We start from the raw sequence: 20,222 nt of genomic DNA on the forward strand, positions 1-20,222 counted from the left end.
ATTTTCTTTTCTAGTAAACTCAAAGTAGAACTGCTCAAATAATCGATTTTTTCCTATCTCTAGATATACTGTTAATAATGTTTAGGGCATAAGCCCCACAAAAGAAGAGTTATTACCCTATGCATAAAGGGGGCTTGACCTCTGTTTTAGATACTTTTTGTATACTACTTTTAACAAAAAATACAATTGATTTCCGGACTATCAATTTACAATTTATCGTCTAATTGCTTTACACAAAAAATTAGAACAATAAAAAACTAACAACATGAAATTAAAAACATTTTGGTTGAAATCAAGGATTTCAACCTTAGTACTAGGGGCATTATTAATATTCACTAATTGTGAAAAAGAGAATGAACTTTTTACAGAAGAAACTTCTGAAGAAATTATTGTAACACAAGAAAAAGATATCACAGAGAAAGCTTTTCCAGATAAAAAAGGAAAAGTAACTGAAATAACCTATCAGGGGCAACAATTAATGGTAGAAGAAATGGATGGGGTATATGTGTTTGAAGGAGATATACTCATTACGCCCGAAGAACTTCAAAACGCAAACAAAAGTACAGGGAGAACACAAAATCTTTGGCCAAATTGTATTGTATATTATAGTATAGAAAGTAGTTTACCTAATAAACAGCGGGTATACGATGCAATAGCACATTGGAAAAGTAAAACCAATCTTCAATTTATAAAACGAACCAATCAGACCGCGTATGTAAATTTCCGTAAAGGAAGTGGATGCTCCTCTAGTGTTGGGCGTACCGGAGGAAAACAAAATATTAATTTAGCAGATGGGTGTTCTACAGGTAATACCATACATGAGATAGGACATGCTATTGGGTTATGGCATGAGCAAAGCAGAAAAGATAGAAATACCTATGTAAATATCAATTTTGCAAATATACAAGCAGGTAAAGATCATAACTTTAAAACCTATGTGCAAAGAGGAGAAGATGGAGACGAATATTCACCTACCTTAGATTTTGGTAGTATTATGATGTATGGCTCTTATGCCTTTTCTAAAAATGGAATGCCCACTATTACCAAAAAAGATGGAAGTACTTACAGCGTGCAGCGTACAGCGCTATCTGCATGGGATAAAATAGGAGTCTCGAGAATGTATAAAAAAGTATGCGGTACCGTACCCAACATGAGCGGCTATTACAAAGCAAACGATGGAGGGCATTATTACGTTAGGCATATTGGGATCGATGTATATTGGTTTGGAGAACATCCAAATGGATCATGGGCTAATATATTTAAAGGGAAGCTAGACGGAAATAAAATAACGGGTAATTTTTATGACGTGCCAAAAGGTAAAATACAAGGATCAGGACAACTAAAATTAACCGTTAATTATAACAGTACCAAGATCACTAAAACACAAGGAAGTAACTTTGGAGGATCTGTTTGGAATAAAATGGCTCGCCCGTCTAGTCTTCCAGGAACCAGAACCGCTGGATTTGGAGTACGAAACAATATCAATAATCTAACCGCAAGATGGTATGCTAATGACGGAGGCTATTATTATGTAAGACAAGTAGGAAGTAGGGTGGTATGGTTTGGAGAACGTCATTTTACATCAGGAAGACCAGCTTGGGCTAACGTAGGGTATGGTATCAAAATAGGAAATAATATATACTTGAATTGGGCAGATGTTGCTAAAGGAAACGCCAATGGAAACGGAACTTTGCAACTAAAAATGAATGGAGCTAATACAATGACCAGAGTGGCAGTTACAGGAGGATTTGGAGGCTCAAGTTGGAGCAGATAATAAAATAAGGTACACATATTTATAAAGGCTGTCTGTTTTGGATAGCCTTTATTTTTTTGTATTATAAATAAAATTGATAAAATAAACTTGCATAACAAAAGAGTATGCCTTTTATTTGTAGTCACATTAGCAATTGATGCTATTTAGTTCATAAGTATATAAAATGTTATCAAGAAAGGTGGAGGGAATAGACCCTATGATACCTTAGCAACCCTTTACCTGTTAAAGAAGGTGCTACATTCTATCCGTTAAACGGTATAGATAACGAAAACACATAGCTCAGCTATTTTTTTCCATTTGTTTTTCTTGATACATATATTATTATTCTCTTTTTAAAGAAAGGATGCATTTTGTTGTTTCCAATAATTTGAGGAGGAATACTTGTAAATGATATTTGATAGCATTAAACGAGGTAATCAAAATATTAAAGTGGCTATATGAAAGATATAAACAAAATATTAGAAGAAAGAATTCTTGTTCTGGATGGTGCTATGGGAACCATGTTGCAAAGACACAAGTTTACTGAAGAAGATTTTAGAGGAGAGCAATTTAAAGATTGGCCAGTATCGGTACAAGGTAATAACGATTTACTTAGTATTACACAACCAGAGGCAATAAAAGAAGTACATCGTTTATATTTTGAAGCAGGAGCAGATATAGTCGAAACTAATACTTTTTCTGGAACCACAATTGCTATGGCAGATTATGAGATGGAAGAATTAGTGTATGAACTTAATTATCAATCAGCGAAAATAGCTAAAGAAGTAGCAGAAGAATTTACAGCAAAAGAGCCTCATAAACCACGTTTTGTAGCAGGATCTATTGGCCCGACAAACAGAACCGCAAGTATGTCACCCGATGTAAATGATCCAGGATACAGAGCAGTAACTTTTGATGAATTACGAATAGCGTATAAACAACAAGTAGAAGCATTATTAGATGGTGGAGCAGATATATTATTAGTAGAAACCATTTTTGATACCTTAAATGCCAAAGCAGCACTTTTTGCAATTGAAGAAGTAAAAGACGAAAGAAACATAAAAGTACCGATAATGATAAGTGGTACGATAACGGACGCTAGTGGCAGAACATTATCTGGTCAAACCGCAGAAGCCTTTTTGATTTCTATATCACATATCCCTATGTTATCGGTTGGTTTTAATTGTGCCTTGGGTGCAAGTCAATTAACACCACATTTAGAAGTTCTTGCTCAAAAAGCAAATTTTGCAGTATCAGCACACCCTAATGCAGGATTGCCAAATGCATTTGGTGAGTATGATGAAACACCAGAGCAAATGGCAGAACAAATCAAAGAATATATGGAGAAGAATCTGGTTAATATTATTGGAGGATGTTGCGGGACTACCCCAGAACACATAAAAGCAATAGCAGACTTAGCAAAAAAGTATACACCCAGACCGTTGACTGTGGATAGTTTTTAGTGGATAGATTATGGAGTATAAAGAGTTAGAAGTTTGGAAGAAGTCAAGAATATTAGTTAATAAGCTTTATGAAATTACAAAAACGTTTCTTAAGGATGAATTATATGGATTAACAAATCAAATGAGAAGAAGCGCGATTTCAATACCGTCAAATATCGCTGAGGGATGCGGAAGAAGAACTTCTGCAGATACACTTCAGTTTTTACATATTTCAAGAGGTTCATTGTATGAATTAGAAACACAATCCTATTTGGCTTTGGATCAAAATTATTTTGAAATAAAACAGCATCAGATCCTGTTAGCCCAAATTTTAAAATGTAAAAAGTTATTAAATGGATTTATCAACTATTATAAAAACCTATAAGTCATGATAGAAAATAAATCACAAAACCTATCAACCGACAACTCTAAACAATCAACCAGAAAATACTTAAAACTTTCTGGTTTAGAACCCATGATAGTTTCTGCAGAAACTAACTTTATTAATGTAGGAGAACGCACTAATGTAGCAGGATCGCGTAAGTTTTTGCGTTTAGTAAAAGAAGAAAAATTTGATGAAGCTTTAGATATCGCTAGGCATCAGGTAGAAGGAGGCGCGCAAGTTATCGATATTAATATGGATGACGGCTTGATCGATGGTAAAGAAGCAATGGTACGGTTTCTTAATCTTATTATGGCAGAGCCCGATATTGCCAGAGTACCTATCATGATCGATAGTTCTAAGTGGGATATTATCGAAGCAGGACTACAGGTAGTGCAAGGAAAATGCGTTGTAAATTCGATAAGTCTTAAAGAAGGAGAGGCCGAATTTATTGCACATGCAAAAAAAATAAAGCGATACGGAGCAGCAGTAATTGTGATGGCTTTTGATGAGGTAGGACAAGCTGATAATTACGAACGACGTATAGAGATTTCAAAAAGATCTTACGATGTACTAGTGAATCAAGTTAAGTTTCCTCCAGAAGACATCATTTTTGATTTAAATATTTTTCCGGTAGCAACCGGGATGGATGAACATCGTAGAAATGCTATCGATTTTATTGAAGCAACACGATGGGTAAGAGAAAACTTGCCGCATTGCAGTGTTAGTGGAGGAGTAAGTAATGTTTCTTTTTCTTTTAGAGGTAATGATAGGGTTAGAGAAGCAATGCATTCTGTGTTTTTGTACCATGCAATCAAAGCAGGAATGAATATGGGGATTGTAAACCCTGCAATGCTCGAAGTATATGATGATATTCCTAAAGATCTTTTAGAACATGTTGAAGATGTTATTCTGGATCGAAAAGAAGATGCTACAGAAAGGTTATTAGATTTAGCAGAATCTGTAAAAGGAACTAGTAAAGAAAGAGTTATTGACCTTTCATGGCGAGAAGAGCCTTTGCAAGATAGGATTACAAGAGCTCTGGTAAAAGGAATTGATCAATATATTGTAGAAGATGTAGAAGAAGCAAGACAAAAAGCCGATAAACCTATCGAAGTAATAGAAGGAAATTTAATGATAGGAATGAATGTAGTCGGAGATCTTTTTGGTTCTGGTAAAATGTTTTTGCCACAAGTAGTAAAATCTGCCAGAGTGATGAAGAGAGCAGTAGCTCATTTATTGCCCTATATTGAAGAAGAGAAAAAGAAAAATCCTAAACCAGTAGAAGGTAATGGAACAAATGGGCGTATCCTAATGGCTACCGTTAAAGGAGATGTACATGATATAGGTAAAAATATTGTATCAGTAGTATTAGGATGTAATAATTATGAGATTGTGGATCTTGGGGTTATGGTACCAGCAGAAAAGATTATTCAAACAGCAATCGATGAGCAAGTAGATATAATAGGATTAAGTGGTTTAATAACCCCCTCATTAGATGAGATGGTACACCTTGCAAAAGAAATGGAACGTAAAAATTTTAATATTCCATTGTTAATTGGTGGTGCAACTACCTCTAAAGCACATACTGCAGTTAAGATCGATCCACAATATAAAAATGCGGTAGTGCACGTTAATGATGCATCTAGAGCAGTAACCGTAGTAGGAGATTTATTAAATAAAAGAAGCAATCAAAAATATATAGGAGATTTAAAAGAGGATTACGATAAGTTTAGAGAAGGATTCTTAAAAAGAACAAAGAAAAAAGAGTATTTAAGTATTGTAGAAGCTCGAAAAAATAAATATATAATAGATTGGCCAACTACTGAAATTACAAAACCAAACGAATTAGGTATTAAGGTAATAACAGAATTTGATTTAAAAAAACTAGAACCTTATATAGATTGGACTCCTTTTTTTAGATCCTGGGAGTTACATGGTAAATATCCTGCTATTTTAACCGATGAGGTAGTAGGGGAGCAAGCAACCTCTTTATTCAAAGACGCTAAAGAATTATTACAAAAAGTGTTGAATGAAAAATTGCTAGGTGCCAGTGCTATTTATGGGCTTTTTGAAGCAAATACAGTTAATGATGACGATATAGAAGTTTCTACTGAAGAAGGAGATTTTACATTTAGAACACTTCGTCAGCAATTAAAAAAACATGCAGGCAAACCCAATTTTGCATTGTCAGATTTTATAGCACCAAAAGAAAGTGAAGTTCAGGATTATATAGGATGCTTTTGTGTTACAACAGGATTTGGAACCAAAGAATTAGCTGAAGCTTTTGAAAAAGATCTGGATGATTATAACTCTATCATGATTAAAGCACTAGCAGACAGGTTAGCAGAAGCATTTGCCGAATATTTACATAAAAAAGTAAGAAAAGAGGATTGGGGGTATGCAAATGAGGAAACCTTAAGCAATGATGAATTGATAAAAGAAGCATATAAAGGTATTCGTCCAGCACCAGGATACCCTGCTTGTCCCGATCATCTCGAAAAAATAACCATTTGGGAAATGCTTAAAGTAAAAGAACGAATAGGGGTAGAATTAACCGAAAGCATGGCAATGTGGCCTGCAGCATCCGTATCTGGATATTATTTTGCAAATCCCGAAGCAAGATATTTTGGGTTAGGAAAAATAAAAGAAGATCAAGTAAAAGACTTTGCAGAACGAAAAGATATAGATTTTGAATATGCAAAAAGATGGTTGGCTCCAAATATAGTAGACTAGATACTATATTTTAGGTATACAGCTACATGTGTGCCTGCTTGCAGGCACAAACAAGAACCTCGGAGTACAAAGAAAGAACCTCGGAGTACAAAGAAAGAACCTCGGAGTACAAAGAAAGAACCTCGGAGTACAAAGAAAGAACCTCGGAGTACAAAGAAAGAACCTCGGAGTACAAAGAAAGAACCTCGGAGTACAAAGAAAGAACCTCGGAGTACAAAGAAAGAACCTCGGAGTACAAAGAAAGAAGTAGATAGATAAACAGGGCAAACACATTTAAGATCAGTATATGTTAAGCAGAGGGTTTTTGATTTTTTTTTGTAGGATTTTGTCATTCCAGCGTAGGCTGGAATCTATTTTTCAATCAAAAAAAACGAGACCAAACCTATGTAAATTCAACTTTTCATCTCTAAAATGAAAATAATTTTTTAAATGTGTTTACCCTGATAGATAAAGCATGGATTAGCTTAAAAGAAAATATAAATAATGCGTGAGGGATAGGAGCAAGCTACCATGTAGCGCGGATAGCCCGACCGAAGTGTAACGTAGGGCACGCCATAATAAATAGAAAAATTAATTTTTTTGAATATCTAGAAATTACAGAAATAAAATAAGTAATGAAAGTAACAGATCACATAAAAAATGCAAAAGGAAAAACTTTATTTTCTTTTGAGTTAATACCGCCACAAAAAGGAAGAAGTATACAAGAGTTATACAATAATATAGATCCATTAATGGATTTTAAACCCCCTTTTATAGATGTAACTACTTCGAGAGAAGAGTTTATTTATATAGACAGAGAAGGTCTGTTGGATAAAAAATTAACAAGAATGAGACCCGGTACAGTTGGTATTTGTGCATCGATTACTCATAAATATAATGTAGATGCTATACCGCATGTTTTATGTGGAGGGTTTACCAAAGAAGAAACAGAATACCTATTAGTAGATTGCCATTATCTGGGGATCGATAACGTAATGGCATTACGAGGAGATGCTATGAAGGAAGAAAAGTACTTTACTCCTGCAAAAGGAGGACATGCCTATGCTAATGAGTTGGTGAAACAAATCGTAAACATGAATAAAGGACAATTTCTGCATGAAGTTATAGAAACTGGAAATAAATCTGATTTTTGTGTAGGTGTGGCTGCGTATCCCGAAAAACATATGGAAGCCCCCTCTATGGATTCTGATATTAGAAGGTTAAAAGATAAAGTAGATGCAGGAGCAGACTATGTAGTAACCCAAATGTTTTTTGATAATAAAAGATATTTTGATTTTGTAGAAAGAGCAAAAAAAGCAGGAGTTAATGTGCCTATTATACCAGGGATAAAACCAGTAGCTGTAAAAAAGCACTTACAGTTATTACCACAAGTATTCAAATTAGATATGCCGGATGAGTTAGTTAGAGCAGTAGAAAAATGTAGCTCGAATAAAGAAGTTCGAGAGGTAGGGATAGAATTTGCTATACAACAATCTAAAGAGTTAATGGAGTATGGAGTGCCAGTATTACACTACTATTCAATGGGTAAATCTGATAATATAAAAAAGATTGCAGAAGCTATTTTTTAAAAATATCTTTAAGACTTTGGAAACTATGAAGGGCTATCCTACTTTTGCCAAATGATAAAAAAGATTTGTTTGATTTTTTGTATAGTTCATTTTAGCATCTATAGCCAGATGGATTCTAAAAAAAACTATACCTTGGATGTCAATAATTTTTATGGCACCATATTAAATCACAACCCTGGTATCTCTCATTTAATAACAGGGCATCCATCTGGAATGTTATTATCTTTTCAGCGTAAAACATTTGGAGACGAAAAATGGCAACGACTGTATAATTATCCGGATTATGGAGTTTCGTTTATATATCAAGACATGGATAATGAGTTTTTAGGAACACATTTAGGGCTGTTTGTTCATTATAACTTTTATTTTTTAAAACGATATGCGAATCTAAGAATAGGACAAGGAGTTGGATATAGTACAAATCCATACGATGAAGATGATAATTTTAGGAATATAGCACACGGCACCCATTTATCTAGTGCAACATATGCGCTGTTAAACCTTAGGAAAGAAAATATCTTTAAAAGATTTGGAGTACAAGCAGGATTGGGAGTGGTTCATTATTCTAACGGAAACTCTAAAGCTCCGAATAAAAGTACAAATACCTTATTTATAAATGCGGGAATTACCTATAACCTAGAAGAGAGTAATCCAGAGTACATAGAAAAAGAAAAAGATGCGAATAAAGGAGCAGAGCCTATAGGGTATGGTTTTGTTTTTAGAAGTGGGGTTAATGAAAGTGATGTAGTAGGGTCAGGGCGATTTCCTTTTTATACTTTTGCTGCTTATGCAGATAAACGGTTAAATAAAAAAAGTGCATTACAGTTAGGTACAGAAGTGTTCTTTTCTAAAGCTTTAGCCAAATACATCGATTATAGAGCTGCTGGAGGATTCAATGATGGAACAACAGGAGAGGAAGATTCTAAAAGAGTCGGGATGTTTTTTGGGCATGAATTAAGAGTAAATAAAATTTCGGTAGTGACCCAATTAGGGTATTATGTATATTACCCATACGATTTTGAAGGACAAATGTATCTTAGGGCAGGAGTTCGATATCATTTCACTAAAAATATATTTGGTTCCTTAACTGTTAGATCCCATGCAGCAAAAGCAGAAGCAATGGAGTTTTCGATAGGATACAGATTATAAAAATATAACAATATGTATCTTAGTTTAAGAAAAGAAAATATAAAGACAATAGTATTAGACCCTTTTTTAAAATATACCGTGGTTAGAATTATATTAATTTTAGGAGTATTGTTTTTGTTTAGTTGTGACTCTGAAAATGCTTCAGATTGCTTTCAAAGAACAGGTACTATAGTAAGAAAAGAGATTGTAGTTTCTGATTTTAATCGAATTTTGGTAAACCCAAACATAGAGCTTGTTTTAAAAGAAGGAATAAGTACTTCGGTTATAATTGAAACAGGAGATAATCTTTTAAATGATGTTTCTGCAGCAGTACAAGGAGATCGCTTAACACTTAGTGATGCTAATAATTGTGGGTTTTTTAGAGGTTTTAACCAAACAAAGATTTTTGTTACCGCTCCTAATGTGACCGAAATACGAAGTAATACTCAGTTTGATATTTCTTCAGATGGAGTATTACAATACCCTTCATTGACATTGTTGTCTGAGGATTTTGGGGAAGACACCACAAATACAAATGGGACTTTTACTATGCAGGTAGACAATACCTCTGTCTCGATAGTAGGTAATAGTATAGCTTCTTTTTTTATAAAAGGAATTACAGAAACTTTAAATGTTACTATGGCTTCTGGAACTGGAAGGTTTGAAGGAAGGGGTTTAGTAGCTAAAAATGTTTCGATTTTTCATAGAGGAACCAATAAAGTCATAGTACATCCACAAGAATCTATTACAGGAGAAATACGAAGTACAGGAGATGTGATTTCTGTTACCAAGCCTCCAGTTGTAACTGTAGAAGAGTTTTTTACAGGCAAGCTTATATTTCAATATTAAATAAGTAATAAAACTTAAATAATTTAGGTGTTTTTATTAGTTAATTCTCTAAATAAACTTTCCAGATTTTTATTTTTTCTGGCTAGTTGTAAAATCTTTAACTTATTGTCATGAGCAAAATCAAATACTACACTACGCATATCTTTTGTAGTGTCAAAAATAATTAGGTAACAAAACCCATGTGTATTTTGTACTTCTTTAACATTAGGTAAACCTAATAAAAAAGCTTCTTCAATTCGGTAGTCAAATTCTACCTCTATAATCTGTTCCTTTTTATCTGCTATTTCATTAAGATGTTTATCGGCAACAATTTCTCCCTCATTAATGATAATGACACGGTCACACATTGCTTCTACCTCTTGCATAATATGAGTGGATAAGAATACTGTTTTTTCTTTACCAATAGATTTAATAAGCTCTCTGATTTCTATCAATTGGTTCGGATCTAAACCAGTTGTTGGTTCATCCAGAATTAAAACCTTTGGGTCGTGGAGTAATGCACAAGCCAGACCTACTCTTTGTCGGTATCCTTTAGAGAGTTGATTAATTTTTTTATTAGCCTCAGGAGTTAAGCCTGTTAATGTAATAACTTCTTCAATTCGTGATTTTGAAATTTTGTATATGCGAGCATTAAACTCAAGATATTCTCGAACATACATCTCAAGATATAAAGGGTTATGTTCTGGTAGATAACCAATGCTTTTTTTTACATCAATGGATTTAGATTGTGTGTCAAAACCGTTTACTATAGCTGTTCCTTCAGTAGGGTCAAGATAGGTAGTTAAGATCTTCATCATAGTTGATTTTCCTGCGCCATTTGGACCTAAGAAGCCTACAATTTCTCCTTGTTTTATTTCAAAAGAAATAGAATTAAGTGCTTTTTGAGTATTATAAAATTTAGAAATATTAGATACTACTATGGACATATAAAATGCATATAAATAGGGTTATCTTCAAAAATACATATTTCACATCTGTATTTTATAATAAAAATAGAAAAAAAGACCTTAACACTAAAATAATATTAAGATAAAGAAGTATGAGGTTTTGTGAACTATTTTTATAAGTATAAGAGTACTAGATATGTTGAGATATAAAATACATTGCCTGCTTCAAAAATTAACTTGTAGGGTTCAACAAATCCTTTTTTTAATAATATCACTATTTCTCAAAAAAGGATTGTTTAAACACTAGTTAGATGTCGAGATTCTATTATGTTTCCTATATTTTTTGTAGGAAATGAATAAAAATAAAAACTTCAAGTGGGGAGTTACAATTTCTGCCGCTCAAACCGAAGGGGCTTATGATAAAGATGGAAAAGGTTTTTCTATTTGGGATACATTTACGCAGAAACGTTATAAAATAAAAGATAGATCAAATGCTAGGATTGCTACAGATTTTTATCATAAATATAAAGAGGATATTGACTGTGCTGTAGATATTGGGTTGCAAATATTTCGTTTTTCTATTTCTTGGGCAAGAATATTGCCAGAAGGTTTCGGTAAGATAAACTCAAAAGGGATTGAATTTTATAATAAAGTGATTGATTATTGTTTAGAAGTAGGTATAGAACCTTGGATTACTACATACCACTGGGATTTACCACAAAAACTACAAGATAAAGGAGGTTGGTGTAATAGAGATGTTGTAGACTGGTATGCAACTTATGTAGCTATACTAAGAGATAATTATGCCGATAGAGTAAAATACTGGATATTAATAAATGAAGGAATTGTGTGTATGGGGGCGGGGTATTTTTTAGGAGTACATGCTCCTGGTAAAAGAGGGATTGATAACTTTCTATCAAGTGTACATCATATTTTGTTAGCGCAAGCGGAAGGTTTTAGAGTATTAAAAGAAAAAGAAGGACTTCAAGTAGGAACAGCGTTAAGTTGTACTAAAATTGAAGCTTATAGAAACACAAATGCAGATCAAAAGGCCGTAAATAGAATAGATGCATTAATGAACCGTTTATTTATAGAACCTCATTTAGGTATGGGATACCCCCATGAAGATTTGCCTATTTTAAAACGAATTCCAAAATACTATAAAGAAGAGGATTTAGAAACATTAAAAGTTGATTTTGATTTTTTAGGAATACAGACATATACAAGACAAATCGTTAAATCGGCATGGTATGTTCCTTATTTAGGAGTAATGCAAGTAAAGCCTAAAAAAAGAAATGTAGAAACCTCTATAATGGGTTGGGAGACTTACCCTGAGGGAACACAGTATTTTTTAGAAAGATTCTCTACATATAATCCTGAAAAACCATTGTGGCTATCAGAGTGCGGGATTGCTCTATCAGATAAGGAAGATGATCAGAAAAGAATTGATTATTATAAAAAAGTGATTGATTTAACCAAATCGGTAATGGATAAAGGAATTAACGTAAAAGGGATTTTGCTATGGACCTTAGTCGATAATTTTGAGTGGGCAGAAGGCTATATACCTAAATTTGGAATAATTAGTTTGAACAGAAACACCTTACAACGACAAATGAAAAAATCTGCAATTTGGTTAAAAAAGTATATAAAAGAGTGATAATGATGAATATTAGACACATATAAAATGGTTGTTTTTATTGTGACCATATAAATCATTTTAAGTTTATAGTTTGCAGATGTTTAAGTTTGGTATAAATTTTTATTTCTTGAAGCGGTAGCGATCTTGAGTCTAATAAAAATTATATATAAAATTCAGAAGTGTGTTTTATCTCTTTTAGAACAAACGTACTGTTTAAGACCCCAATGTTTTCAATTTTTGAAAGTTTTGTTTTTACAAAATCATGATACTCTTCGAGACTTTTAGTATGTATTTTTAGAATAAAATCAACCTGACCAGCCATATGATAGCACTCCTGTACTTCTTGCAGGTTTTGTATTTGTTCTTCGAATTTTTCTATAAAAGCTTCATTATGATATCGCATAGAAACCTGACAAATAGTAGTCATGGAGCGATCGATTAACTTTTTATCTAATATAGCAACATACTTTTTGATAAATCCGTGTTTTTCTAATCTTCGTATTCGTTCGTAAACCGGAGAAGTAGTTAGATTAAGGATATTAGCAATTTCTTTAGCTGTTTTTTTAGAATCTTCCTGTAAAATTCTAAGTATAGTAAGATCTGTAGGGTCTAATTCTTCCATTTTATTTCAAAAAAATTACTTTAAAAACATAGTTAAAACCTAATTGAAAGTAAATGTAGCGGATAATATTTAAAAAATAAGCGATTATTACTTAATTTTTAGAGATATATAACTGGAAAATCCTTATTTATTACTTTAGCAAGGGAATAATACTTTGTATTGTCATAATTTTAAAGCAAGAATATATTTTAAAGATGGGCTTTTAAATATTTTTATGGTTTTAATTTTTTGACTTTAATTAATTAAAAGTTTTTGGAAATATGAAAACGGTAGTTTTAGTAATAGGAGCAAATGGTCAGTTAGGATCCGTTTTAACAGAATCTCTTAAAGAAAAATTTGGGAGTCTTAATGTAATAGCTTCTGATTTAAAGTCTAGAGAAGATTATATTGGTAATTTTGAAATAATAGATGCCACCAATATAGAAAGAATTGAAGAAGTAGTTATTCAATATAAAGTTACTCAGATATATCATCTGGCAGCAATTCTTTCTGCCAAAGGAGAAGAAACACCTTTGCAAACCTGGAACATTAATATGCAAACATTATTTAATGTATTAGAGATTTCTAGAAAAAATAATATTGAAAAAGTATTTTTTCCTAGTTCTATTGCAGTTTTTGGAGAAGGCGCTCCTTTAGATAATACTCCTAATAATGCTTATTTGGACCCAGCTACAGTATATGGTATTAGTAAGGCAGCAGGAGAGAACTGGGCACAATATTATTTTATGCGATATGGATTAGATGTTAGATCTATTAGATATCCTGGAGTGATAGGATACCAATCGTTGCCAGGAGGAGGAACTACAGATTATGCAGTAGATATTTATCATAAGGTAGTACTAAACGAAAAATTTAGTTGCTTTTTAAAAGAAGATGCAACACTACCTATGATCTTTATGGAAGATGCAATACGTGCAACTTTAGAATTGATGGATGCGCCAAAAGAAGATATTAAACTAAGAACTTCTTATAATATTTCAGGAATTAGTTTTTCTCCAGCAGAAGTAGTAGCAGAAATTCGTAAATTATACCCTGATTTTAAAGTTACTTATGCTCCTGATTTTAGACAAGAAATTGCATCTCGATGGCCAAACTCTATAGATGATTCTGCGGCAAGTAAAGATTGGGGATGGAAACCTAAATTTGATCTAGAATCAATTACAGAAACTATGATCCAGAAACTAAAAGAAAAATATAAAACAGGATCTAAGAATCAAGAAAATTTAGCATATTGATTTAATATATTTTTTACAACAATACATAAATAATTAAAATAGTTAAGAAATTATGTTCTCAAATATAAAAGACGATTTACAAAAAGAACTAGACGAAATTAAATCTGCTGGTTTATATAAAACAGAAAGAATAATTACAACTCCACAAGGAGCAAAGATTGATACCACAAATACAAAAGATGTTTTAAATTTTTGCGCAAATAATTATTTAGGATTGTCTTCGCATCCAGAGGTTATCGAGGCAGGTAAGAATGCTATAGATTCTCATGGATATGGTTTGTCATCAGTTCGATTCATTTGTGGTACTCAAGATATTCATAAAGAGTTAGAGAGTAAAACAGCTGAGTTTTTAGGAATGGAAGACTGTATTTTATATGCAGCAGCCTTTGATGCTAATGGAGGAGTGTTTGAACCTATTTTAGGAGCAGAAGATGCTATTATCTCTGATGCATTAAACCACGCTTCGATTATTGATGGGGTTAGATTATGTAAAGCAAAACGCTTTAGATACGAACATAATAATATGGAGGATCTCGAAAAGCAGTTAAAAGCGGCAGAAGGATCAAGACGAGTACTTGTGGTAACAGATGGTTCTTTTTCTATGGATGGCACCATTGCACAATTAGACAAAATCTGTGATCTGGTAGAAAAGTATGGAGCAATGATTATGATAGATGAGTGCCATTCTACTGGTTTTTTAGGAAAAACAGGTCGAGGTACACATGAGTATCGAGATGTAATGGGGCGTATAGATATTATTACAGGTACCTACGGTAAAGCGCTAGGAGGAGCATCTGGAGGATTTACGGCTGCAAGAAAAGAAATTGTAGAAATGTTAAGACAGCGTTCCAGACCTTATTTGTTCTCTAATACAGTTGCTCCTTCTATAGTAGGAGCGTCCATTAAGGTATTAGATATACTATCGTCATCAACTACGTTACGAGATAAATTAGAAGAAAATACAAAATATTTTAGGTCAGAAATGACTGCTGCAGGATTTGATATCATACCAGGGGATCACCCAATAGTTCCGGTAATGCTTTATGATGCAAAACTTGCACAAGAGTTTGCTGCAAAACTATTAGAAGAAGGGATTTATGTAATAGGCTTTTTCTATCCAGTAGTTCCACAAGGAAAAGCAAGAATTAGAGTTCAGCTGTCCGCAGGACATGAACGTATTCATTTAGAAAAAGCAGTGAAAGTCTTTACTAAAGTAGGTAAAGAGCTAAATGTAATATAATCTCATATAGCTTTAAAAAAGCAGAAATTATATAAAACAAACTACCCTGTTCATATAATAATGAACAGGGTAGTTTGTTTAAAAAGTATCTAAAATGTTCTTTTTAAGAATTAATTAGTTGAATAGGTTGCTGTTTTTTTTGTAAAGGTCTGATTTAGTAGTGTTCACGAACGTTTGTTAGCAGTTTAAAATGTAGAAGATTCTCAATATACTTATATTTTTGTTTAAAATATTTCACAAAAACGATGCTAAATATTTAGATTTGATGATAATTCAAGTGAATGGATTAAAAAAATAAAAAATATTTTGATTCGTAATAGTTTTAGCTACTTTAGCAATGTAATAATGATACAATAATGAGCAATTTATTTACTTGGAACCGATTTTATTTTTTCTTCTTTTATTTTAAAAGCAAGATCGGGATCACTATGTAAATAGATAAACAAAAATTTATATAACTAAAATCCCGACAAAAAATCGGGATTTTTTTTTGGAATAGATTCATTAATAATATCTGAATGTTTAAAATTATTGAAAAATAATAAAATAAATAAATGAAACAAAAGGTAGCTATACAAGGGGTAAAAGGCTCTTATCATCATGGAGTTGCTCAAGCATATTTTGGAGAAAATGTCGATGTAAAAGAGTGTATGTCTTTTCAAGAATTAGTACTTAGTCTAGAGAACGAAAAAAGTACAGATGCAGTAATGGCTATCGAAAACTCGATAGCAGGATCCATTATTCCTAATTACGCATATATCGATGAGCATAATCTTACTATTAGAGGAGAGTACTTTCAGCCTATTCATCATTGTTTGATGGCATTAGATAATCAAGAGATTTCTGATATAAAAGAGGTGTATTCGCATCCCATGGCTTTGTTACAGTGTAAAGAGTTTTTTAAAGGGCAACCTCATATCAAACTAGTAGAAGATGCAGATACGGCAGATGTTGCTAAAAGAATTCATGAAAAGCAACTAATAGGAATAGCGGCAGTAGCTGGTGAAACAGCAGCAAATATTTACAATCTAAATATTTTAGCAAAAGAGATTCAGACTATAAAATCAAATAGCACTCGTTTTTTTATTTTAAACAAATACAAAGAAATAAAGGTAGAGAAGAAAGAAATAAATAAAGCATCCTTAAAATTTCTAACAGATCATAAAAAAGGAAGTTTGGCAACTGTACTTAATGTAATGAGTGATTGTGGATTAAATTTAACGAAAATACAATCCTTGCCAGTAATTAGTATGCCTTGGAAATATTCTTTTTTTGTAGATGTAACATTTACTGAATATAAAAATTACGAAAAGGCGATGTCAATTTTAAAAATAATGGCACTAGAACTTAAAGTACTAGGAGAATATAAAAATCAGAACGGATGAGGATATCAACTGCAAAAAGATTAGAAACTATAGAAGAGTATTATTTTTCCAAAAAGCTAAGAGAAGTAAGAGAGCGCATAGCTTCAGGAAAACCAGTTTTAAATATGGCAATAGGAAGCCCTGATCTAGACCCTCCAAAAGAAGTAGTACAGGCTATTCAAGAAGAAGCACTTATAGAAGGGGCTCACAAGTATCAAAGCTATCAAGGGATTCCAGAGTTACGCAAAGCAATTTCAGATTTTTATAAAGCAAAATATAAAGTCTCTTTAAATCCAGAAAATGAAATTTTACCTTTAATGGGATCCAAAGAAGGGATTATGCATATTTCACTAGCATATTTAAACGAAGGAGATCAAGTGTTAGTTCCTAATCCGGGATATCCTACTTATACAGCAGTAGCTAATTTAATTGGAGCGAAGCCACTGTTTTATGATTTGGTAGAAAATAATAACTGGGAACCAGATTTTCATAGCCTTTCAAAAATGGACTTAAGTAAGGTTAAAGTGATGTGGGTTAATTATCCAAATATGCCAACAGGATCTTCTGGAAGTATTAATCTTTTTCAAAAACTGATTGATTTTGCTAAAAAACATAGCATCCTATTGGTTAATGATAACCCATATAGCTTTATTTTAAATGAGTATCCTATTAGTATTTTTTCAATAAATGGAGCAAAAGATGTAGCTTTAGAACTTAATTCGTTAAGCAAAACTTTTAATATGGCAGGATGGCGAGTAGGGATGGTAAGTGGTAGCTCTGATAAGATCGAAGCTATACTTAAAGTAAAAAGTAATATGGATAGTGGTATGTTTTTGGGTATTCAAAAAGGAGCTATTGCAGCATTGCGTATTAGTGATTCTTGGTATGATAACATGAATCTAATTTATAAAGAAAGGAGAGAACTAATATGGAAATTAGCAAGTTTATTAGGAGGTAGTTATGATAAAACTACAAAAGGAATGTTTGTTTGGGTTAAGCTTCGTGATGGGGTAAATGCAGTAGAATTTATCGATAATATCTTATATCAAAATGATATTTTTATTGCTCCTGGAGATATTTTTGGAAGCAATGGGAAAGGGTATATACGTTTTTCATTATGTATAGCTAAAGAAAATATAGAAGAAGCAATACAAAGATTGCAAAATAAAAAATTACATTTTATAACTGATATACCGATGATAAATCAAAACTAATAATAGATGAACGTATTCGTAATAGGAGTAGGGTTAATAGGAGGATCATTTGCAATAGATATAAAAGCAACTTTTAACGAAGCTATGATTTATGGTGTAGATAAAAATGAAGAAAATTTAAAGCAAGCATTATCATTAGGGTTTATTGATTGTACGTCTGATTTAGAAAGTTTAGAAAAAGCAGATATTGTTATTGTAGCAATACCAGTAGATGCAACTGTTGAAATTTTATCGATTATTTTAGATAAAATAGGGGATGATTGTTTGGTCTTTGATGCAGGTTCAACAAAGAAAAAATTGTGTGAAACAATAGAAAGACATCATAAGAGAAGAAATTACTTGGCAACACATCCAATTGCAGGAACAGAGTTTTCTGGACCACAAGCAGCTATTGCAAATTTATATAGAGGAAAAACTAATATTATTTGTGAAGTAGAAAAAACAGCATTTAAATTACAAGAAAAAGGGATGGAGATTTTTTCTAGACTAGGAATGCGAATTAGGTATATGGATCCTGGATCACATGATAAGCATATAGCTTATGTCTCTCACCTGTCTCATATTAGTTCTTTTATGCTAGGTAAAACGGTAATAGAAAAAGAAAAGAATGAAAGAGATATTTTTGATATGGCAGGAAGTGGTTTTGCTTCTACCGTTCGTTTAGCAAAAAGTTCACCAGATATGTGGACACCTATTTTTAAACAAAATAAAGAAAACATATTAGAAACTCTAAAAGAGTATATAGCTAATCTTACACATTTTAAAGGATTAATAGAAAATGAGGATTTTTTAGCAATCCATAAAGAAATGGAAGAAACTAATTATATAAAAACAATTTTAAAAGGAATTGCATAGTAATAACACACACACAATAAATAAAAATTAAAATGGAGAATAAGAAAGAACTTAGAAACTGGCTTGATGATTATAATTTAGATCACCCTTTAGTAATAGGTGGGCCTTGTAGTGCAGAAACAGAAGACCAAGTAGTTAAAATAGCACATCAGCTTAAAGATTCTGATGCCACAGTATTACGTGCAGGTATCTGGAAACCAAGGACAAGACCAGGTAACTTTGAAGGGGTAGGTGCTTTGGGGTTAAAATGGCTACAACGAGCTAAAGAAGAAACAGGTATGAAGATAGCTACAGAAGTAGCAAGCCCTCATCATGTAGAGTTAGCTTTAAAACACGGAGTTGATGTTCTGTGGATAGGAGCAAGAAGTACAGTTTCTCCTTTTATTGTTCAAGATATAGCAGATGCTTGTAGAGGAATAGACAACCCCGTATTGATAAAAAACCCTATTAATCCAGATTTATCGTTATGGTTAGGGGCGGTAGAACGTTTTTATACAGCAGATGTAAAAAATCTAGGGGTTATTCATAGAGGGTTTTCTACTTATGAAAAAACTAAATATCGTAATATCCCAGAATGGCAAATACCAATTGATTTACAAAACCGTTTTCCCGATTTACCATTAATATTAGACCCTTCTCATATTGCAGGAAGAAGAGATTTGATTTTTGATTTATCTCAAACAGCATTAGAACTTAATTTTGATGGATTAATAGTAGAAACACATTATGATCCAGATAATGCATGGAGTGATGCAAAGCAGCAGATAACACCAGAGACATTAATTCAGTATATGAAAGATTTAAAAATCCGTAAAGAAGTTGGGGTAGATGAAGCATATCAAAAAGCACTTAGTGAGTTGCGTGCTAAAATTGATATAGCAGACAACCAGTTATTAGATGTTTTATCAAAAAGAATGAGAATTTCTGATGAAATTGGTAAAGTAAAAGCAAAACAGAATGTTGCAATCTTACAATCTAAAAGATGGAATGAAATATTAGGAAAAATGATTCTCGAAGGAGAAGAAAACGGATTGAGTGAGGAGTTTATGCTTCGTATTTACAAAGCAATTCATCAAGAATCTATTAATCATCAGAAAAAAGTGGCGAAAGGATAAAAATAAAGCCATCTGCTATATTCTTAGCAGATGGCTTTATAAAATACACTTTATAGAAGGTTATTTTGTGTTAAAGAAGCACTAGTAATGCGTTATTATCATGGTTATCGTAACGAAAATCACTACAGGATTAGTGATAAAAGCGGATATCCTAGCTTTCAAAAAAAAATATAGTATTTGTTTTTGCTACGGC

The 20,222-nt window shown here is 32.5% G+C and carries 16 protein-coding genes and 1 riboswitch; of the genes, 14 read left to right on the forward strand and 2 right to left on the reverse strand.

Going from position 1 to position 20,222, the window contains the following annotated elements; genetic code table 11:
* Positions 1-265 precede the first annotated feature (265 nt).
* The 7 genes from H527_RS23425 (at position 266) to H527_RS0100915 (ending at position 9,858) form a co-directional block, all read left to right on the forward strand.
* Entirely contained in the window at positions 266-1,774 is a 1,509-nt protein-coding gene (locus H527_RS23425; protein ID WP_081414527.1) for a M12 family metallopeptidase, read from the forward strand.
* 163 nt (positions 1,775-1,937) lie between these two features.
* A riboswitch (SAM riboswitch) is annotated at positions 1,938-2,042 on the forward strand.
* Between the two features lie 169 nt (positions 2,043-2,211).
* Positions 2,212-3,216, forward strand: a complete 1,005-nt coding sequence (locus tag H527_RS0100885; protein WP_027410959.1) for a homocysteine S-methyltransferase family protein — start codon at positions 2,212-2,214, stop codon at positions 3,214-3,216.
* 10 nt (positions 3,217-3,226) lie between these two features.
* Entirely contained in the window at positions 3,227-3,580 is a 354-nt protein-coding gene (locus H527_RS0100890) for a four helix bundle protein (protein ID WP_027410960.1), read from the forward strand.
* Positions 3,581-3,583: 3 nt separating this feature from the next.
* The gene (gene metH, locus H527_RS0100895; protein WP_027410961.1) at positions 3,584-6,313 is read left to right on the forward strand and encodes a methionine synthase; all 2,730 of its coding nucleotides are present in this window, start codon (positions 3,584-3,586) and stop codon (positions 6,311-6,313) included.
* Between the two features lie 614 nt (positions 6,314-6,927).
* Complete coding sequence (gene metF, locus H527_RS0100905) at positions 6,928-7,881, forward strand: methylenetetrahydrofolate reductase [NAD(P)H] (RefSeq protein WP_027410963.1); 954 nt, start codon at positions 6,928-6,930, stop codon at positions 7,879-7,881.
* A gap of 108 nt (positions 7,882-7,989) precedes the next feature.
* Entirely contained in the window at positions 7,990-9,030 is a 1,041-nt protein-coding gene (locus H527_RS0100910; RefSeq protein ID WP_229809231.1) for an acyloxyacyl hydrolase, read from the forward strand.
* A 12-nt stretch (positions 9,031-9,042) separates the two neighbouring features.
* On the forward strand, positions 9,043-9,858 hold the full coding sequence (locus H527_RS0100915; protein WP_081414528.1) for a head GIN domain-containing protein: 816 nt from the start codon (positions 9,043-9,045) through the stop codon (positions 9,856-9,858).
* A 23-nt stretch (positions 9,859-9,881) separates the two neighbouring features.
* Here H527_RS0100915 and gldA read toward each other — a convergent pair whose 3' ends face one another.
* Complete coding sequence (gldA, locus tag H527_RS0100920) at positions 9,882-10,784, reverse strand: gliding motility-associated ABC transporter ATP-binding subunit GldA (protein WP_027410966.1); 903 nt, start codon at positions 10,782-10,784, stop codon at positions 9,882-9,884.
* 313 nt (positions 10,785-11,097) lie between these two features.
* Here gldA and H527_RS0100925 point away from each other — a divergent pair, with 313 nt between their 5' ends.
* Positions 11,098-12,402 carry a glycoside hydrolase family 1 protein gene (locus H527_RS0100925; protein ID WP_027410967.1) on the forward strand — a complete coding sequence of 435 codons (1,305 nt, stop codon included), beginning with the start codon at positions 11,098-11,100 and terminating at the stop codon, positions 12,400-12,402.
* 142 nt (positions 12,403-12,544) lie between these two features.
* On the opposite strand, the gene H527_RS0100930 is transcribed toward H527_RS0100925, so the two are convergent.
* A complete protein-coding gene (locus tag H527_RS0100930) occupies positions 12,545-13,006 on the reverse strand; it encodes an Lrp/AsnC family transcriptional regulator (protein ID WP_027410968.1) in 462 nt (153 codons plus the stop codon).
* Between the two features lie 260 nt (positions 13,007-13,266).
* Between H527_RS0100930 and H527_RS21125 the strand changes: the two genes are divergently transcribed.
* From H527_RS21125 to H527_RS0100960, 6 genes are all read left to right on the forward strand, one after another.
* Entirely contained in the window at positions 13,267-14,241 is a 975-nt protein-coding gene (locus H527_RS21125) for an NAD-dependent epimerase/dehydratase family protein (RefSeq protein WP_035087038.1), read from the forward strand.
* 52 nt (positions 14,242-14,293) lie between these two features.
* Positions 14,294-15,481: a glycine C-acetyltransferase gene (gene kbl / locus H527_RS0100940; protein ID WP_027410969.1), complete on the forward strand. Its 1,188-nt coding sequence runs from the start codon at positions 14,294-14,296 to the stop codon at positions 15,479-15,481.
* A gap of 554 nt (positions 15,482-16,035) precedes the next feature.
* On the forward strand, positions 16,036-16,866 hold the full coding sequence (locus H527_RS0100945) for a prephenate dehydratase (RefSeq protein ID WP_027410970.1): 831 nt from the start codon (positions 16,036-16,038) through the stop codon (positions 16,864-16,866).
* Positions 16,863-18,059: a pyridoxal phosphate-dependent aminotransferase gene (locus H527_RS21130; protein ID WP_051316574.1), complete on the forward strand. Its 1,197-nt coding sequence runs from the start codon at positions 16,863-16,865 to the stop codon at positions 18,057-18,059. Before H527_RS0100945 ends, H527_RS21130 begins: the two co-directional genes overlap by 4 nt.
* A gap of 6 nt (positions 18,060-18,065) precedes the next feature.
* Complete coding sequence (locus tag H527_RS0100955; protein WP_027410971.1) at positions 18,066-18,914, forward strand: prephenate dehydrogenase; 849 nt, start codon at positions 18,066-18,068, stop codon at positions 18,912-18,914.
* Between the two features lie 32 nt (positions 18,915-18,946).
* A complete protein-coding gene (locus tag H527_RS0100960) occupies positions 18,947-20,029 on the forward strand; it encodes a bifunctional 3-deoxy-7-phosphoheptulonate synthase/chorismate mutase type II (protein WP_027410972.1) in 1,083 nt (360 codons plus the stop codon).
* Positions 20,030-20,222 lie beyond the last annotated feature (193 nt).

Origin of the sequence: Aquimarina muelleri DSM 19832, assembly GCF_000430665.1 — a bacterium.
GTDB lineage: Bacteria > Bacteroidota > Bacteroidia > Flavobacteriales > Flavobacteriaceae > Aquimarina > Aquimarina muelleri.

What these genes read in the sequence shown, in the direction of transcription:
- metH (WP_027410961.1), top strand. Translation starts at nt 3,584, where the DNA reads ATGATAGAAAATAAATCACAAAACCTATCAACCGACAACTCTAAACAA.
- H527_RS0100890 (WP_027410960.1), top strand. Translation starts at nt 3,227, where the DNA reads ATGGAGTATAAAGAGTTAGAAGTTTGGAAGAAGTCAAGAATATTAGTT.
- H527_RS0100925 (WP_027410967.1), top strand. Translation starts at nt 11,098, where the DNA reads ATGAATAAAAATAAAAACTTCAAGTGGGGAGTTACAATTTCTGCCGCT.
- H527_RS0100955 (WP_027410971.1), top strand. Translation starts at nt 18,066, where the DNA reads ATGAACGTATTCGTAATAGGAGTAGGGTTAATAGGAGGATCATTTGCA.
- H527_RS0100930 (WP_027410968.1), bottom strand. Translation starts at nt 13,006, where the DNA reads ATGGAAGAATTAGACCCTACAGATCTTACTATACTTAGAATTTTACAG.
- H527_RS23425 (WP_081414527.1), top strand. Translation starts at nt 266, where the DNA reads ATGAAATTAAAAACATTTTGGTTGAAATCAAGGATTTCAACCTTAGTA.
- H527_RS0100885 (WP_027410959.1), top strand. Translation starts at nt 2,212, where the DNA reads ATGAAAGATATAAACAAAATATTAGAAGAAAGAATTCTTGTTCTGGAT.
- H527_RS21130 (WP_051316574.1), top strand. Translation starts at nt 16,863, where the DNA reads ATGAGGATATCAACTGCAAAAAGATTAGAAACTATAGAAGAGTATTAT.
- kbl (WP_027410969.1), top strand. Translation starts at nt 14,294, where the DNA reads ATGTTCTCAAATATAAAAGACGATTTACAAAAAGAACTAGACGAAATT.
- metF (WP_027410963.1), top strand. Translation starts at nt 6,928, where the DNA reads ATGAAAGTAACAGATCACATAAAAAATGCAAAAGGAAAAACTTTATTT.
- H527_RS0100945 (WP_027410970.1), top strand. Translation starts at nt 16,036, where the DNA reads ATGAAACAAAAGGTAGCTATACAAGGGGTAAAAGGCTCTTATCATCAT.
- gldA (WP_027410966.1), bottom strand. Translation starts at nt 10,784, where the DNA reads ATGTCCATAGTAGTATCTAATATTTCTAAATTTTATAATACTCAAAAA.
- H527_RS0100960 (WP_027410972.1), top strand. Translation starts at nt 18,947, where the DNA reads ATGGAGAATAAGAAAGAACTTAGAAACTGGCTTGATGATTATAATTTA.
- H527_RS21125 (WP_035087038.1), top strand. Translation starts at nt 13,267, where the DNA reads ATGAAAACGGTAGTTTTAGTAATAGGAGCAAATGGTCAGTTAGGATCC.
- H527_RS0100910 (WP_229809231.1), top strand. Translation starts at nt 7,990, where the DNA reads ATGGATTCTAAAAAAAACTATACCTTGGATGTCAATAATTTTTATGGC.
- H527_RS0100915 (WP_081414528.1), top strand. Translation starts at nt 9,043, where the DNA reads ATGTATCTTAGTTTAAGAAAAGAAAATATAAAGACAATAGTATTAGAC.